The organism is Thalassobaculum sp., assembly GCF_965223715.1.
Lineage (GTDB): Bacteria > Pseudomonadota > Alphaproteobacteria > Thalassobaculales > Thalassobaculaceae > Thalassobaculum.
In genome coordinates this window covers 4,456,227-4,470,924 of sequence record NZ_OZ245012.1, presented here as the reverse complement: position 1 = coordinate 4,470,924, position 14,698 = coordinate 4,456,227, and the positions used below count along the sequence as shown (strand labels likewise).

Here is a 14,698-nt window from a genome sequence, read left to right as displayed (position 1 = left end):
CTACTCCGCCGCCTGATCGGCGCGGCCGCCGTCGGAAGACGGGGCGGCGGTGTCTTCCACCACCTTGCCATCGGCCACCTTCACCGTGCGGGCGCAGCGGTCGGCCAGCTCCATGTCGTGGGTGATCAGCATCAGGGTGGTGCCGTCGTCGCGGGCGAGGCCGAACAGCAGGTCGATGATCTGGTCGCCGGTGGCCCCGTCCAGGTTGCCGGTCGGCTCGTCGGCCAGCAGCAGGCGCGGCTTGGCGACCATGGCGCGGGCGATGGCGACGCGCTGCTGCTCGCCGCCGGAAAGCTGTTCGGGGTAATGCTCGACCCGGTGGGACAGGCCGACGCGGGACAGGGCCTCGGCGGCCGCCTCGAAGGCGTCGCCGCGGCCGGCCAGTTCCAGAGGCACCGCCACGTTCTCCAGCGCCGTCATGGTCGGCACCAGGCGGAAGGCCTGGAACACGATGCCCACATTGTCGCGGCGGAAGCGCGCCAGGGTGTCTTCGTCCAGTCCGACGAGTTCGGTGCCGGCCACCTGAACGCTGCCCGAACTGGGGTTCTCCAGACCGGCGGTGACCATCATCAGGGTCGACTTGCCGGCACCGGAAGGGCCAACAATGCCGACGGTCTCCCCGGCGGCGACGGTCAGGTCAATTCCGCGAAGGACATTGACCTCGCCCGCTCCACTTCTCAGGTTCAATGTCACGCCCGCGAGGCGGACGATCGGGTCACCGGAATATGAGGTCATCGTGTCGCTATCCCAGACTGGTCACAGGTCCGGCGCCACCACGCCAACCCCAAGGGTCGGATATGGTCCCATTGGCAGGCGGATCAATGCAGCGGCGCGCCTGTGCGTCGCTTTGATCGGGCTGATCGCCGCTTTCTCGCTGCCGGCCCAGGCCGAGCCCATCCGAATCCTCGGCTTCGGCGACTCGCTGATGGCCGGCTACGGGCTGCCGGACGAGGATTCCTTCCCGACCCGCCTGGAGGCGGCCCTGCGCGCGGCGGGCCATGACGTCACGGTGATCAATGCGGGCGTTTCAGGCGACACGACGGCGGGCGGCGCGTCCCGCCTCGGCTGGTCGCTGTCTGAGGCGCCGGATGCCGCGATCGTCGAGCTCGGCGCCAATGACGGGCTGCGCGGCATACCGACGCAGGACACCCGCCAGAACCTGAACGCGATCCTCTCGGCCCTGGCGGAGCAGGACATCCCGGTGCTGTTCGCCGGCATGCTGGCGCCGCCGAACATGGGCAAGGAATACGGCGCCGACTTCTCCCGGGTGTTCGAGGACCTGTCGTCGGAACATGACGTGATCTACTACCCGTTCTTCCTGGACGGGGTGGCGGGCGACCTCTCCCTGAACCAGCCCGACGGCATCCACCCCAACCGGGCGGGGGTGGACGTGATCGTCGAGCGGATCCTGCCCTATGCGGAAAGGCTGGTGGAGCGGGCCAAGGGGGAGTAGCGCGGCACTCTCTCCCAACTAAGCGCACTCCCTAAGCGCACTCCCCGGCCTCGGGCCGGGGCCTACCCGTCAGCGCGCACCATCGTCGCCGCCCCTCTCGGACCCTCGAAGGCGGAGGATCCGTGGGCCCCGGCACATGGCCGGGGAGTGTGGTGTGGTGGAGGGGGAGGAGCAAACTCCCCTCACCCCCGCCGACGCGCGTCGACCGCATCCGCCAGCCGGTCGAGCACACCCAGGCTGGTCTGCCAGTCGATGCAGCCGTCGGTGATGCTGCGGCCATAGACCAGCGGTTCGCCCGGGATCTGGTCCTGACGGCCGGCCTCCAGGAAGCTCTCCACCATCACACCGGTGATCCGGTGCTCGCCGGCCGCGATCTGGGACGCCACCGCGTCGATCACCTTGGGCTGGTTCTCCGGCTTCTTCGCGCTGTTGGCGTGGCTGGCGTCGATCATCACCTGCGGACGCACGCCCGCCTTCTGCGCCTGGGCGCAGACCGCGTCCACGCTGGCCGCGTCGAAATTCGTGCCGTTCCGCCCGCCGCGCAGGATGACATGGCAGTCCGGATTGCCCGCCGTCTCGGCGATCGCCGCCCGGCCTTCCTTGGTCACCGCCAGGAAGTGGTGCGGCTGCGAGGCCGCCTGAACCGCGTCGAGCGCCACGGTCACGCTGCCGTCGGTGCCGTTCTTGAAGCCGACCGGACAGGACAGGCCGGAGGCGAGTTCCCGGTGGATCTGACTCTCCGTCGTCCTCGCGCCGATCGCGCCCCAGGAGACGAGGTCGGCGAAATACTGCGGCGTCGTGGTGTCCAGGAACTCGCAGCCCGCCGGCAGGCCCATCTCGTTGATCCGCTGCAGCAGGTCGCGGGCCCGGCGCAGGCCGGTCTCGATGGCGAAGCTGCCGTCCAGATGCGGATCGTTGATCATCCCCTTCCAGCCGACCGTGGTCCGCGGCTTCTCGAAATAGACCCGCATCACGATCTCCAGCGTGTCGCGGTGACGCCGGCGCTGCACCGCGAGCCGGGCGGCGTAGTCGAGCGCCGCCTTGGGGTCGTGCACGGAGCAGGGCCCGATCACCACCACCAGCCGGTCGTCGCGGCCGTGCAGGATGTCGGCGATGGCCGCCCGGGCGGTCTGCACCCGGCGGATGATCTCGGGCTCGCGCGGATGCTCGTCGATCACCGCTTCCGGGGTGCTGAGCGGGGTGATCGAGGCGATGCGCAGATCGTCGGACTCGCCCAACGGGTCGAGGCGGAGCGGATCGGCGTTCGGCACGTCGGAGACGCGGGGCTCTGATTTGGTCGGGGTCTCGATCGGTGCGATGTTCACGGTGAAGTCCTCCTGGTGGAGGCCCGACCGGCGACATCAAAAAAGCCGCCGGAGAGGGCCGGCGGCTTGCTGGATGATTGCTGCGCTTGGGTTGTTCTAGGTCGCGCGCACCCCTGCCTCCGCCGGCTGCGGATAGCCATAAAAGTAAAACCAGAAGCCGGCGAACGCGTGGGTCATGGCGCGGAGCGTAGTCGCGGCCGCGGCCCCTGTCACCCTGTTTTGTCGTCAGGACGACAGGGGCACCGAATATTGCCGGACCGGCTCTGGACCGCTATCAACCGGGCCAACACCTTCCGACGCCCCTCCCGAGAGGAAATCCCATGCAGTACCGCCCGCTCGGCCGGACCGGCCTGAACGTCAGCCTGATCTGTCTCGGCACCATGACCTACGGCAAGCAGAACACCGAGGCCGAGGGCCATGCCCAGATGGACCTGGCGCTGGACCGCGGGATCAACTTCTTCGACACCGCCGAGATGTATGCCGTCCCGCCGACGGCGGAGACCTACGGCAGGACCGAGGAGATCATCGGCACCTGGTTCGCCGCCCGCGGGAACCGGGACAAGGTGATCCTGGCGACCAAGGCGGTCGGTCCGGGCGAGCGCTTCAAGCATGTCCGTGACGGCGCGCCGAAATTTGACGCCAAGAACCTGACCCGGGCGGTGGACGACAGCCTGAAGCGACTGCGCACGGACTATATCGACCTGTACCAGCTCCACTGGCCGGAGCGGTCGGTGAACTCCTTCGGCAAGCTCGGCTATGTGCACAACGACGACGAGACCCCCACCCCCATCGCCGAACAGCTCTTCACCCTCGACACGCTCGTGAAGGCCGGCAAGATCCGCCATATCGGCCTGTCCAACGAGACGCCCTGGGGCATGATGACCTTCGCCCGGCTCGCCGACGAGCACGGCCTGCCGCGGGTCGCCTCGGTGCAGAACCCCTACAGCCTGCTGAACCGCTCCTTCGAGGTCGGCTGTGCCGAGGTGGCGATCCGCGAGGATATCGGCCTGCTGGCCTATTCGCCGCTCGCCTCCGGCTGGCTGACCGGCAAGTACCAGGGCGGGGCGCGGCCGGAAGGGGCCCGCATGACCCTGTTCCCGGACAATTTCAGCCGCTACTCCAACGACGCCGCCCAGGCGGCCAACGCGGAATACGTGCAGATCGCCCGGGACAACGGCCTCGACCCGGCGCAGATGGCGCTGGCCTATGTGAACACCCGGCGCTTCCTGACCGCCAACATCATCGGCGCGACCAAGATGGACCAGCTCGAAGCCAACATCGCCAGCCTGGACGTCACCCTGTCCGACACGGTGCTGGCGGCGATCGAGGACGTGCAGCGCCGCCTCTCCAACCCGGGCCCGTAAGGCCCCATATCCCGGCCATGCCCCGCCTGTTCGTCGCCCTCGATCTTCCCGAAACCGTCAAGGACGCGCTCGGCGACCTGCAGGTGGGCCTGCCCGAGGCCCGCTGGCACGATATCGACGACTTCCACCTCACCCTGCGCTTCATCGGCGAGGTGGACCCCGCCACCGAGACCGAGCTGGTGGACACGCTGGACCTGCTGGACGAGCCTGCCGCCCGGGTGATCCCGCGCGGCTACGGCCATTTCGAGCGCAAGGGCAAGCCGGCGGTGCTCTTCGTGGCGGCGGAGACCACGCCGGAACTCGCGTCCCTCCAGCGCCGCGTGGAGAGCTTGGTGCGCGGCTGCGGCGTGGCGCCGGACCCGCGGCGCTTCACCCCGCACATCACACTCGCCCGCTTTCCCAAGAGCATCGAGCCGGAGCGGGTGGGCCGCTGGCTGGAGACGGCACCACCGCCGCAGATCCCGCCCTTCACCGTGGAGGCGGTCACCCTGTACCGGAGCCGACGCCAGCCGGAGGGTGCCCGCTACGAGCCGCTGCACCGGTTCCCGCTGGAAAGTCTGCCGGACGAGGACAGCACCGACTGGGCCCGATCTCCGGGCGGCGAAGACGGGGACTCGGAGGAGGACGGCGAAGCCTGCTAGGCTGCGCCACCCGTCCACCTCCGGAGCCCCCCGTGCCGCTGTCCGCCTCCCACACGCCCCCCTCCCTAGCGCCCGACGCGTCCATCGTCATCCTGACGGGGGCCGGGATCTCGAAGGAGTCCGGGCTCGAGACGTTCCGGGACGCGGACGGCATCTGGTCGAAGGTGCGGATCGAGGACGTGGCCACGCCGGAGGCCTTCGCCCGGGATCCGGTCAAGGTGCAGGGCTTCTACAACGCCCGGCGCGAGAGCCTGCTGAACCCGAACGTCCAGCCCAACGCCGCCCATGCCGCCCTCGCCCGTCTGGAGCGCGACTGGCCCGGGACGGTCCTGCTGGTCACCCAGAACATCGACGACCTGCACGAGCGGGCCGGCTCCACCAACCTGATCCACATGCATGGCGAGATGCTGAAGGCGCTGTGCGAGATCTGCGACGCCAGCAGCCCGTGGCGCGAGGACCTGTCGGACGAGGCGATCTGCCCGCGCTGCGGCAGCGCCGGCGGCCTGCGGCCCGACGTGGTCTGGTTCGGCGAGATGCCCTACGAGATGGAGCGGATCTTCGCCGCCCTCGCGCGCTGTTCCCTGTTCATCTCCATCGGCACCTCGGGAAACGTCTATCCGGCCGCGGGCTTCGTCCAGGAGGCCCGGATGGTGGCCGGCGCCCATACGGTGGAACTGAACCTGGAGCCCTCCTCCGGCGTCACCGCCTTCGCCGAGGCGCGCCACGGACCGGCGACCGAGATCGTGCCGGCCTATGTGGAGGAGCTGCTGACGCTGGCGGGCTGAACCGCGATCAGCCGATCAGCGCCTCGAGCCGTGCCAGAAGGGCGACCGGGTCGGGGTCGGCGATGTCCAGGGTCTTGCGCCGGTCGGTGGCGCCGCGCACCACCTCCAGCGACGACTTGGGAAGTTTCCAGCGTTTCGCCAGCAGGGCGATCACCGCCTTGTTGGCCTTGCCGTCCTCCGGCACGGCGGTCACGGCGACCTGCAGCCAGCCCTCTCCGGCCTCATCCGCCACCACCGCGCCGATCCGCTCGGCCGAGGCCCTTGGCGTCACCCGGACGCGGAGCTGCAGGCGATCGGGTTGGCGGGCGAACGGCGACAGGGCGGAGGGAGGCATCAGGGCCTCCTCATCAGAGACCTCGGGCGACCTCGTTGAGCAGGCGCACGGCGAACTGCAGCAGCAGCACCAGAATGACCGGCGAGATGTCGATGCCGCCGAGATCGGGCAGGATGCTGCGGATCGGTCGCAGCATGGGCTCGAAGACCCGCGACAGGAAGTTCATCACCACCTGGACCACCTGGTTGTAGGCGTTCAGCACGCCGAACTTCACCAGGAGATCGATCACGATATAGACGAACAGCGCGATCGTCAGATAGTGGACGACCGCGCTGATCAGCCAGAGTACTGAGTTCATTGCCGCAAACCGCTGTTGTTCCCGACGGAAGGTAGCGACGCGACCGCCCGGGAACAAGGCTGCTGGGAGCTGAAGCCGACCCGGCCCGGCAAAGGCCGGGAAATCCGGGCCCGCGCGCCCGTCAATGGCGGGCCCGGACGGGGTGCAATCTCATCCTTGAACTGTGCGAGGGAAGTTTATATGTTCCGCGCACTCTGAAACGGGGGCCCGTCCCCTGTCCCAGTCCGGTGGGGCCGTAGCTCAGCTGGGAGAGCGTCGCGTTCGCAATGCGAAGGTCGGGAGTTCGATCCTCCTCGGCTCCACCAAAACTCCCCGACACCTCGACCACCCACCGCAAGTTCTACAACCCGAGATCCGACAGCCCCGGGTGGCCGTCCGGGCGGGGGCCCTGGGGCCAGTGGAACAGGCGCTCGTCTTCCGAGATGGCCAGGTCGTTGATCGAGGCGATCCGCCGGCGCATCAGGCCGTCCGGCGCGAACTCCCAGTTCTCATTGCCATAGGCCCGGAACCAGGATCCGGCCTCGTCGCGGTATTCGTAGGCGAAGCGGACCGCGATGCGGTCGCCGGTGAAGGCCCAGAGTTCCTTGATCAGACGGTACTCCTGCTCGCGCTCCCATTTGCGGGTCAGGAAGTCGACGATCCGGTCGCGGCCGGAGAAGATCTCCGCCCGGTTCCGCCACTGGCTGTCCGGCGTATAGGCGAGCGACACCTGCCCCGGCGACCGCCCGTTCCAGGCATCTTCGGCCCTGCGGACCTTGATCGCGGCACTCTGCGCGTCGAAGGGCGGGAGGGGTGGACGGCTCATCGCCTGTCTCCTTGTCTGATGATCAGGAGCGGCGTGCCGCGGGCGATGGGGAACACCCGCGGCACGTCGACGGACGAGAGGGGCAGATCAGGCGGCGCTGGCGCGCACGGCGGGGAAGTCGATCGGGGTGCCGAACGCCTCGTTCAGGTAGTTGGTCAGCGTGTTGAGCGCGACATGGGCCACGATCTCCACGATCTCGGCATCGCCGTAGCCGGCCATCCGGACCGCCGAGACATCGGCCTCGCCCACCTTGCCGCGCTGCTGCACCAGTTTGACCGCGAAGCGGACGGCGGCATCGGCCTTCGGGTCGTTGGAGCCGCCGGCCCGGTTCGCGGCGATCTCCGCGTCGTCCAGCTTGGCCAGGTTCTTGCCGAGATAGGTGTGAGCCGACAGGCAGTAGTCGCAGCCGTTGATCTGGGCCACGGCCAGGGCGATCCGCTCGCGGGTCTGCGGCTTCAGCGCGCCCTTCGCCAGGGCGCCGTTCAGGCCGAGATAGCCCTCCAGGGCGGCCGGGCTGTTCGCGGTCAGGCGGAACAGGTTCGGAACGCTGCCGAGCATCTTCTTCACCCCTTCCAGCAGCGGCTGGGAGGCGGCCGGGGCGTCGTCGATCGAGGCGGGAAGCGGGATGCGGGTCATGGTCGGTCTCCTTGATGGGCGCCGATGCGCCGTTGCAGTGATCGGGTATATACAGACTGGTCTGTCTATTTCCAAGACTCTTTGATAACGATCGCTCTTCCCTTCACGCTGATGTGAATTATATACAGACCTGTCTGCTTATTCCGCGGACGTCGGAGACGCAGAACGCCAAGGCAAGGAGCCAGTGCCGTGAAATCCCGCCGCGACGAGTTGGTCGATACCGCCCTGCGCCTGTTCTATGCCCAGGGTTTCCACGCCACCGGGATCGACAAGGTCCTGGCCGAGGCCGGGGTGGCGAAGATGACCCTCTACAAGCACTTCCGCTCGAAGGACGAGCTGATCCTGGCCGCCCTGCACCGGCGTGACGAGCAGTTCCGCAACTGGCTGATGGGCGAGATGGAGCGGGCGTCGACCGACCCGCGGGAGCGGCTGCTGGCCATGTTCGATGCCCTGGAGGACTGGTTCGAGGGACGAGCCTTCAAGGGCATGGGCTTTTCCGGCTGCGTCTTCATCAACGCCGCCGGCGAGTTCGCCGACCCCGACCATCCGGCCCACCGCTCGTCCTGCGAGCACAAGCGGCTGATCGTCGACTACCTGGCCAGGCTCTGCGCCGAAGCGGGGGCCCGCGACCCTCAAGGCCTGGCGGAACAGCTCGCCCTGCTGAAGGAGGGCGCCATCGTCACCGCCCAGGTGCGCGGCATGCCCGACGCGGCGCAGACCGCGAAGGCCATGGCCCGGGGCATCATCGACGCGGCGCTGGCCGGGTGACGTCCTCGCGGTAGGTGCGCGCTTCCAGCGGCGTGGCGGCGATGGCCTCGCGCAGGGCGGCGAGCAGCATCTCCTCGGCCCGGTTCTTCGCCGTCTTCCTGTTCCACACCAGATAGACGTCGATCGCCGGCAGCGGGTCGTAGGGCGGCACCTGCCACAGCCGCCCGTCGGCCACGTCGCGGGCGGCCACATGCACCGGCAGCGGGCCGATGCCGAGGCCGGTGTAGATCATCCGCGTGACCTCCTCGAGGTTGCTCGACATGCCGGTGATCCGCTGGCCGAGCTCGGCCTGGGCGCGCATCAGGGTGACCGGCTTCAGGGCGTCGTGCAGGCGATCGGTCTCGAAGCTGACGGAATTGTGCCCTGCCAGATCCGACAGGGTCAGGTCGGTACGGCCGAACAGGTCGTGATACGGCCCGCAGAACAGACCGAAGAACTCGCGGTAGAGCTGCTCGTACTCGAGCTGCGGGTTCGGCTCGCGCACCAGGCAGATGGCGAAGGAGGCCCGCTTGGCCACCACCTCGGCGATGGCGTCGGCGCTGGACAGCACATCCAGGGACAGGCTGATCTCCGGATGCTTGCGGTAGAATTCGGCCAGCACCTGGTCGAACAGCGGGCAGACCACGTGGCTCGCCACCGCGATGGTGACATGACCGCGGATCTCGTCGGTGATGTCCCGCATCAGGGTGGACAGGCGCAGGACCGAGCCGTGGATCTCCAGCGCCGCCTGATAGAGCAGCTGCCCCGCCTCGGTCAGCGCGTAATGCCCCGGTGAGCGGTGAATCAGCCGCCGCCCCAGCCGGTCCTCCAGCTTCTTCAGCGCGGCCGACAGCGAGGGCTGCTTCAGGCTGAGCCGCTGGGCCGCTTCGGTGACCGAGCGGCTTTCCGCCAGCACCACAAAGGTGCGCAACAGGTTCCAGTCCAGCTCGCGGGCGATGCGGTCGGGTTCCTGACGCGGGTCGGGCCGGGGGTCGGGGCGGGGGTCGGGCCGGGGGTCCGAAACGGCCATCCGGGGGCTCATCATAGATTTCAGCTATATTCAGAATACACCATATCTATTTGAACTATGGTTAAGGACTTCGCAAGCTTTCCCGGCTCACAGCAACGAAAGCTGATGAATGTCGGTTGAAGCGCGCGAGGCCCGCCAGCCCTGGATTCTTCTGTCGCCCGCCCTGACGGCGGTCGGATTGCTGCTGTTCGTGCCGCTGATCTTCATCGTGGTCTACAGCTTCTGGCTGCGCACGGCCTCCGGCGCCGACCAGGTCGGCTTCTTCCTGGACAACTGGCAGGAGGCGCTGACCGACCGGTTCTACCGAGACATCCTGATCTCGACCCTGCGCATCGCGGCGATCACCACCCTGGTCTGCGCGCTGATGGGCTATCCGGCGGCGTATTTCATCGCCCGGTCGCGCGGCAACAAGGCGATCCTGCTGCTGCTGCTCATGCTGCCGTTCTGGATCAGCTACATCATCCGCACGATGAGCTGGATCAACATCCTCGGGGTGTCGGGCGCGCTCAACACCTTCCTGATGTGGACCGGGCTGATCTCCGAGCCGATCCAGATGCTCTACAACGAGCCGACGGTGATCCTCGGCCTCGTCCACTTCCTGCTGCCGTTCATGATCCTCAACGTCTATGTCAGCCTCGACGGCATCGACACGACGCTGGAGGAGGCGGCGACCTCGCTGGGGGCGAACCGGTGGGAGGCGTTCCTGCAGGTGACCCTGCCGCTGTCCCTGCCCGGTCTCGCCGCCGGCGGCCTGCTCTGCTTCGTGCTGGGGGCCGGCACCTACATCACGCCGCTGGTCCTGGGCGGGCCGGGCGACGCCATGTTCGCCAACCTGGTGTTCGAGGCGATCATCACCCAGCTCAATTGGCCGCTAGGCTCGGCGCTGAGCCTGATGCTGCTGGCCGTGCTCGGCCTGCTGGTGGCGATCTACAACCGCTATCTGGGTATGGCCCAGCTCATGAAGGGGCTCGGGTGATGCGGAGCACGAGCGGCCTGGGCTGGCACCTGATCCGCGGCTGGGCGCTGCTGGTCTATGTCTTCATGTTCCTGCCGGTGGCGGTGGTGATGCTGCTCAGCTTCAACGCCAGCCAGTTCGGCAGCTTCCCGATGACCGGCCTGTCGTTCCGCTGGTTCGTCGAGCTGGCCGAGAACGAGGCGATCCTGCGGGCGTTCGAGACCTCGATGATCCTCGGCCTGCTGACCTCGATCATCTCGACCACGCTCGGCGTGCTGGCCAGCCTGGCGCTGGTCCGCTACCGGGTGCCCGGGGCGAACGCGATCTCCACCCTGCTGATCGCGCCGATCCTGGTGCCGGAGGTGGTGCTGGCGGTGGCGCTGCTGCTGTTCCTCAACTTCCTCGGTATCCACAAGAGCTTCGCCCTGCTGCTCTTCGGCCACGTCATCTTCACGCTGCCCTTCGTCATCCTCGTGGTCCAGGCCCGCCTAGTCGGCATCAAGCGCGAGGTCGAGGAGGCGGCCCTGAGCCTGGGAGCCAACCCGGTCCAGACCTTCTTCCAGATCACCCTGCCGCTGATGCTGCCGGCGGTGCTGGCGGGCGCCCTGTTCGCCTTCACCATCAGCTTCGACGACATCACCGGCACCCTGTTCTGGAAGCCCGGCGGGGTCGAAACGATCCCCACCCAGATCTTCGCCATGCTCCGCAACTCGATCTCTCCGGAGATCAACGCGCTCGGCACGGTGATGATCGTCATGACCGTCGGCCTGCCGCTGTTGGGAGCGGCGGTGGCCCGGCGCCTCGCCCAACGCAGCGGGGGCTGACCGCGATTTCCGAAATGAGAAGAACCCACAGGAGAGCTTCATGACCGACAAGATGGACACCACGACCCGCCTGGAACGGCTGCGCGAGCGCTACATGAACGGCGATCTCGACCGCCGCGGCTTCCTCGGCCTGATCGGCGCCGCCGGCCTGGCCTATGGCGTGCACACACCCTTCGCCCGCAACGCGCTGGCGGCCAATGTCAGCCAGGTCCGGTTCGACGGCTGGGGTGGGGTGGTCTCCGAGGCGTTCCGCAAGCACGCCTTCGATCCGTACACCAAGCAAACCGGCATCGAGGTGGTCGACGGCACCTTCGGCGGCGGCGACGAGTACCTGTCGCGCGTGAAGGCGAGCCAGACGGGCGAGTACAACATCGCCCACCTGTCCGGCGTGTTCGATTATGCCCGCTACCACAATCTCGGCCTGTCCTCGGAGCTGAACGAGGCCAACATCCCGAACTTGAAATACGTCATCCCCAAGCTGGTCGACGTATTCCGCGCGGTCACCGACGGCAAGCTGTCCTGCGTGCCCTACGATTACGGCACCACCGGCATCGCCTATAACCGCAAGCACATCTCCGACGACGAGATGAAGGAGAAGGGCGCCAAGATCCTCATCGACGAGCGGCTGAAGGACAAGATCTCCGGCTGGGGCGACTGGCGCACCCGGATCTGGTTCGGCGCCCTGCAGACCGACCAGGACCCGAACAACGCCACCGACATGGACGCCGTGTGGGATGCCATCCGCGCCCATCGCGACCTCGCGCTGAAATACTGGGGCTCGGGCGCGGAGCTCATGAGCCTGCTCGCCGAGGAGGAGATCTACGTCACCGAGGGCTGGTCCGGCCGCATCTACGCGCTGCAGGAGCAGGGCCACGACATCGGCTACATGGATCCGCCGAACGGCTACGGCTGGCAGGAATGCCTGTTCGTCATCAAGGGCTCGCCGATGGAGCCCTGCGAGGAGCTCCTGAACTTCATGCTGGCGCCGGAGACCTCCATCGCCGTGGCCGAGGGCCAGAACTATCCGCCGGCGTTAGATCCGCAGCAGGTCGATCTCGGCGACAAGATCCCGACTCTGCCGGCCTTCGATCCGACCGGCAAGCTGGCCGGCCTGACCTTCGCCGATCCGCAGTACTGGAACAGCAACGAGGCCGACTGGTCGAAGACCTTCGGCCGGGTCCAGAAGGGCTACTAAGACGACGGCCACCCTTCCGGTTCCGGCCGGAGGGGTGGCCTCGCTTCCTTTGAACGGGCGGGAGTGTCCAGGTGAGCTCGGTAGTCCTGAAGAACATCGTCAAGCGGTTCGGCAGCTACACGGCCGTCCATCCGTCCGATCTGGAGATCCCGGAGGGCGATTTCGTCACCCTGCTCGGCCCGTCCGGCTGCGGCAAGACGACGACCCTGCGGATGATCGCCGGCCTGCTCGACCCGAGCGAGGGCGAGATCCTGATCGGCGGCAGGCGGATCAACGACGTCCCGATCCACAAGCGCAACCTGGGCATCGTGTTCCAGAACTACGCCCTGTTCCCGCACAAGACGGTGGCCGACAACGTCGCCTTCGGCCTGAAATACCGCAAGGTCTCCAAGGACGAGATCACCCGACGGGTCGAGGAGGCCCTGAACCTGGTTCAGCTCCCCCATGTGGGCGGGCGCTATCCCAAGGAACTCTCCGGCGGCCAGCAGCAGCGCATCGCGCTGGCCCGCGCCATCGTCATCGAGCCGGACGTGCTGCTGCTCGACGAGCCGCTGTCGGCCCTGGACGCCAACCTGCGCGAAGACATGCGCGTGGAGCTGAAGCGCATCCAGCACCAGATCGGCGTGACCACGGTCTTCGTCACTCACGACCAGTCGGAGGCGCTGGCCATGTCCGACCGCATCGTGGTGATGAGCGGCGGCCGGATCGAGCAGGTCGGCACGCCCGAGGAGGTCTATAACCGGCCGCGCAGCGAGTTCGTCGCCAACTTCCTCGGCGCCTCCAACATCCTTGACGGCGTCTGCAAGGCGCGCGGCGGCGACGCGGTGACGCTCGAGGTGCCGCTGTTCGGCACGGTGCCGGTGCCGCCGGACAAGGCGGCCGGCGTGGCCAACGGCCCGGCCAAGCTCGTGCTGCGGGCGGAGAAGCTGACCCTGATGGACGCGACCGCCGACACCGCCGGGCTGATCGCCACCCAGGCGACGGTCGAGACCGTCGACTACCAGGGGCAGACCGTGCGCTATTTCGTGCGCGCCGGTGACCGGTCATTCCAGGCGATCAACATGATCAACGAGCACCCCTTCGCCGAGGGCAGCACAGTGACGATCGCCTTCCGGCCGCGTGACTGTGCCGCCCTGCCCGGCTGACCTCCCGATCACCGACCGCAATTGGATCGCATCATGACCAAAGCCGATGTCATCATTATCGGCGGAGGGATCGCCGGCATCAGCGCCGGCGCCTGCCTGGCCCGCCACCTTTCCGTCCTGGTTCTGGAGGGCGAGGCCCGCATCGGCTACCACGCCACCGGCCGGTCGGCGGCGATCCTGATCCGCAACTACGGCAACGCCACCCTGCGGGCGCTGAACCTGGCCTCCGCGCCGTTCCTGGAGGCGCCCGAGGAGGTCAGCGACGAAAGCCTGCTCAGCCCGCGCGGCGAGATGCTGGTGGCCGGCGAGGAGGAACTGGCCGACCTGACCGCCTATGTGGACGGCTCGACGGGGATGGAGATCCTGACCGGCCGGCAGGCCCAGGAACTGGTCCCGATCCTGCGGGCCGAGGCGATCGTCAAGGCGGCGATCGAATGGGACGCCCAGGACATCGACGTCGACCGCATGCTGTCCGGCTATGCAAGGCTGCTGCGCCGCCGCGGCGGGGCGTTGGAGACCGAGGTGTCGGTACGCGGCATCCGTCGCGAGAACGGGCACTGGACCGTCACGACGGACCGGGAGAGCTATTCCGCCGCCATCGTCATCAACGCAGCCGGCGCCTGGGCCGGGGAGGTGGGACGGATGGCCGGTGCAACCGACATTCCGCTCGCCCCGCTGCGCCGCTCGGCCGCGATCCTGCCGCCGCCTGTCGGGCTCGACATCTCCCGCTGGCCGCTCTTCGCGCCGGCGACCGAGAGCTGGTACGCCAAGCCCGAGGCCGGCAAGCTGCTGGTCAGCCCGGCCGAGGAGGACCCGGTGGAGCCGCACGACGCCTGGGCAGACGACATGGTGCTGGCGGAAGGGCTGGACCGGTTCGAGCGCTCGGTCGACTACACCGTCTCCCGGGTGGAGACGAGTTGGGCGGGCCTGCGGACCTTTGCGCCGGACCGCACGCCCGTGGTGGGGATGGACCCGGCGGCCGACGGGTTCTTCTGGCTGGCCGGCCAGGGCGGCTACGGAGTGCAGACCGCCCCTGCCCTCTCCACCCTGACCGAACAGATGATCCTCGGCGGCCCGACCAGCCTCCGGCCGGACATCGTGGACGCCCTGCTTCCCGATCGGTTCAGCTGAATATCCACTCAACGGTCAGGGGAACTCGCC

The 14,698-nt window shown here is 68.0% G+C and carries 17 protein-coding genes and 1 tRNA gene; 11 read left to right on the top strand and 7 right to left on the bottom strand.

Annotation, left to right across the window (positions count from 1 at the left end; genetic code table 11):
• Positions 1-735 (bottom strand): ABC transporter ATP-binding protein, encoded by a 735-nt coding sequence (locus ACOQOP_RS20680; RefSeq protein WP_420563707.1) that lies wholly within the window; start codon positions 733-735, stop codon positions 1-3.
• Positions 736-847: 112 nt separating this feature from the next.
• On the opposite strand from ACOQOP_RS20680, the gene ACOQOP_RS20675 reads away from it, so the two are divergent.
• Positions 848-1,453: an arylesterase gene (locus tag ACOQOP_RS20675; RefSeq protein ID WP_420563706.1), complete on the top strand. Its 606-nt coding sequence runs from the start codon at positions 848-850 to the stop codon at positions 1,451-1,453.
• Positions 1,454-1,635: 182 nt separating this feature from the next.
• On the opposite strand, the gene ACOQOP_RS20670 is transcribed toward ACOQOP_RS20675, so the two are convergent.
• Entirely contained in the window at positions 1,636-2,778 is a 1,143-nt protein-coding gene (locus ACOQOP_RS20670; protein WP_420563705.1) for a 3-deoxy-7-phosphoheptulonate synthase, read from the bottom strand.
• Between the two features lie 320 nt (positions 2,779-3,098).
• Between ACOQOP_RS20670 and ACOQOP_RS20665 the strand changes: the two genes are divergently transcribed.
• From ACOQOP_RS20665 to cobB, 3 genes are read left to right on the top strand one after another with little or no spacing between them, the layout of a single operon-like run.
• Positions 3,099-4,142 (top strand): NADP(H)-dependent aldo-keto reductase, encoded by a 1,044-nt coding sequence (locus ACOQOP_RS20665; protein WP_420563704.1) that lies wholly within the window; start codon positions 3,099-3,101, stop codon positions 4,140-4,142.
• A gap of 17 nt (positions 4,143-4,159) precedes the next feature.
• Positions 4,160-4,783 carry an RNA 2',3'-cyclic phosphodiesterase gene (gene thpR / locus ACOQOP_RS20660; RefSeq protein ID WP_420563703.1) on the top strand — a complete coding sequence of 208 codons (624 nt, stop codon included), beginning with the start codon at positions 4,160-4,162 and terminating at the stop codon, positions 4,781-4,783.
• Between the two features lie 32 nt (positions 4,784-4,815).
• Positions 4,816-5,568 carry a Sir2 family NAD+-dependent deacetylase gene (gene cobB, locus ACOQOP_RS20655; RefSeq protein ID WP_420563702.1) on the top strand — a complete coding sequence of 251 codons (753 nt, stop codon included), beginning with the start codon at positions 4,816-4,818 and terminating at the stop codon, positions 5,566-5,568.
• Positions 5,569-5,575: 7 nt separating this feature from the next.
• Here the strand turns inward: cobB and ACOQOP_RS20650 are convergent, their stop codons facing one another.
• Together ACOQOP_RS20650 and ACOQOP_RS20645 are read right to left on the bottom strand one after the other, a co-directional pair.
• Complete coding sequence (locus ACOQOP_RS20650) at positions 5,576-5,902, bottom strand: DUF167 domain-containing protein (protein ID WP_420563701.1); 327 nt, start codon at positions 5,900-5,902, stop codon at positions 5,576-5,578.
• Between the two features lie 13 nt (positions 5,903-5,915).
• Positions 5,916-6,200 (bottom strand): YggT family protein, encoded by a 285-nt coding sequence (locus ACOQOP_RS20645; RefSeq protein WP_420563700.1) that lies wholly within the window; start codon positions 6,198-6,200, stop codon positions 5,916-5,918.
• Between the two features lie 229 nt (positions 6,201-6,429).
• Here ACOQOP_RS20645 and ACOQOP_RS20640 point away from each other — a divergent pair.
• A tRNA-Ala gene (locus ACOQOP_RS20640) sits at positions 6,430-6,505 on the top strand.
• A gap of 35 nt (positions 6,506-6,540) precedes the next feature.
• On the opposite strand, the gene ACOQOP_RS20635 is transcribed toward ACOQOP_RS20640, so the two are convergent.
• On the bottom strand, positions 6,541-7,005 hold the full coding sequence (locus tag ACOQOP_RS20635) for a DUF1348 family protein (protein ID WP_420563699.1): 465 nt from the start codon (positions 7,003-7,005) through the stop codon (positions 6,541-6,543).
• A gap of 87 nt (positions 7,006-7,092) precedes the next feature.
• The gene (locus ACOQOP_RS20630; protein ID WP_420563698.1) at positions 7,093-7,641 is read right to left on the bottom strand and encodes a carboxymuconolactone decarboxylase family protein; all 549 of its coding nucleotides are present in this window, start codon (positions 7,639-7,641) and stop codon (positions 7,093-7,095) included.
• A 189-nt stretch (positions 7,642-7,830) separates the two neighbouring features.
• Here ACOQOP_RS20630 and ACOQOP_RS20625 point away from each other — a divergent pair, with 189 nt between their 5' ends.
• A complete protein-coding gene (locus ACOQOP_RS20625; RefSeq protein WP_420563697.1) occupies positions 7,831-8,409 on the top strand; it encodes a TetR/AcrR family transcriptional regulator in 579 nt (192 codons plus the stop codon).
• On the opposite strand, the gene ACOQOP_RS20620 is transcribed toward ACOQOP_RS20625, so the two are convergent.
• Complete coding sequence (locus ACOQOP_RS20620; protein WP_420563696.1) at positions 8,384-9,418, bottom strand: LysR family transcriptional regulator; 1,035 nt, start codon at positions 9,416-9,418, stop codon at positions 8,384-8,386. The genes ACOQOP_RS20625 and ACOQOP_RS20620 overlap by 26 nt on opposite strands.
• Before the next feature lie 109 nt (positions 9,419-9,527).
• On the opposite strand from ACOQOP_RS20620, the gene ACOQOP_RS20615 reads away from it, so the two are divergent.
• The 5 genes from ACOQOP_RS20615 (at position 9,528) to ACOQOP_RS20595 (ending at position 14,668) form a co-directional block, all read left to right on the top strand.
• A complete protein-coding gene (locus ACOQOP_RS20615) occupies positions 9,528-10,394 on the top strand; it encodes an ABC transporter permease (protein ID WP_420563695.1) in 867 nt (288 codons plus the stop codon).
• A complete protein-coding gene (locus tag ACOQOP_RS20610; protein WP_420563694.1) occupies positions 10,394-11,197 on the top strand; it encodes an ABC transporter permease in 804 nt (267 codons plus the stop codon). The genes ACOQOP_RS20615 and ACOQOP_RS20610 overlap by 1 nt, the downstream gene beginning before the upstream one ends.
• 40 nt (positions 11,198-11,237) lie before the next feature.
• Positions 11,238-12,392, top strand: coding sequence for an extracellular solute-binding protein (locus ACOQOP_RS20605; RefSeq protein WP_420563693.1), 1,155 nt, complete (start codon positions 11,238-11,240; stop codon positions 12,390-12,392).
• 71 nt (positions 12,393-12,463) lie between these two features.
• Entirely contained in the window at positions 12,464-13,537 is a 1,074-nt protein-coding gene (locus tag ACOQOP_RS20600; RefSeq protein WP_420563692.1) for an ABC transporter ATP-binding protein, read from the top strand.
• 33 nt (positions 13,538-13,570) lie between these two features.
• Positions 13,571-14,668, top strand: coding sequence for an NAD(P)/FAD-dependent oxidoreductase (locus tag ACOQOP_RS20595; RefSeq protein WP_420563691.1), 1,098 nt, complete (start codon positions 13,571-13,573; stop codon positions 14,666-14,668).
• The last annotated feature ends 30 nt before the right edge of the window (positions 14,669-14,698 follow it).

Coding starts and splice junctions, on each gene's coding strand:
- ACOQOP_RS20680 (WP_420563707.1), bottom strand. CDS start 735: ATGACCTCATATTCCGGTGACCCGATCGTCCGCCTCGCGGGCGTGACA.
- ACOQOP_RS20665 (WP_420563704.1), top strand. CDS start 3,099: ATGCAGTACCGCCCGCTCGGCCGGACCGGCCTGAACGTCAGCCTGATC.
- thpR (WP_420563703.1), top strand. CDS start 4,160: ATGCCCCGCCTGTTCGTCGCCCTCGATCTTCCCGAAACCGTCAAGGAC.
- ACOQOP_RS20650 (WP_420563701.1), bottom strand. CDS start 5,902: ATGCCTCCCTCCGCCCTGTCGCCGTTCGCCCGCCAACCCGATCGCCTG.
- ACOQOP_RS20645 (WP_420563700.1), bottom strand. CDS start 6,200: ATGAACTCAGTACTCTGGCTGATCAGCGCGGTCGTCCACTATCTGACG.
- ACOQOP_RS20635 (WP_420563699.1), bottom strand. CDS start 7,005: ATGAGCCGTCCACCCCTCCCGCCCTTCGACGCGCAGAGTGCCGCGATC.
- ACOQOP_RS20630 (WP_420563698.1), bottom strand. CDS start 7,641: ATGACCCGCATCCCGCTTCCCGCCTCGATCGACGACGCCCCGGCCGCC.
- ACOQOP_RS20620 (WP_420563696.1), bottom strand. CDS start 9,418: ATGGCCGTTTCGGACCCCCGGCCCGACCCCCGCCCCGACCCCCGGCCC.
- ACOQOP_RS20615 (WP_420563695.1), top strand. CDS start 9,528: ATGTCGGTTGAAGCGCGCGAGGCCCGCCAGCCCTGGATTCTTCTGTCG.
- ACOQOP_RS20610 (WP_420563694.1), top strand. CDS start 10,394: ATGCGGAGCACGAGCGGCCTGGGCTGGCACCTGATCCGCGGCTGGGCG.
- ACOQOP_RS20605 (WP_420563693.1), top strand. CDS start 11,238: ATGACCGACAAGATGGACACCACGACCCGCCTGGAACGGCTGCGCGAG.
- ACOQOP_RS20595 (WP_420563691.1), top strand. CDS start 13,571: ATGACCAAAGCCGATGTCATCATTATCGGCGGAGGGATCGCCGGCATC.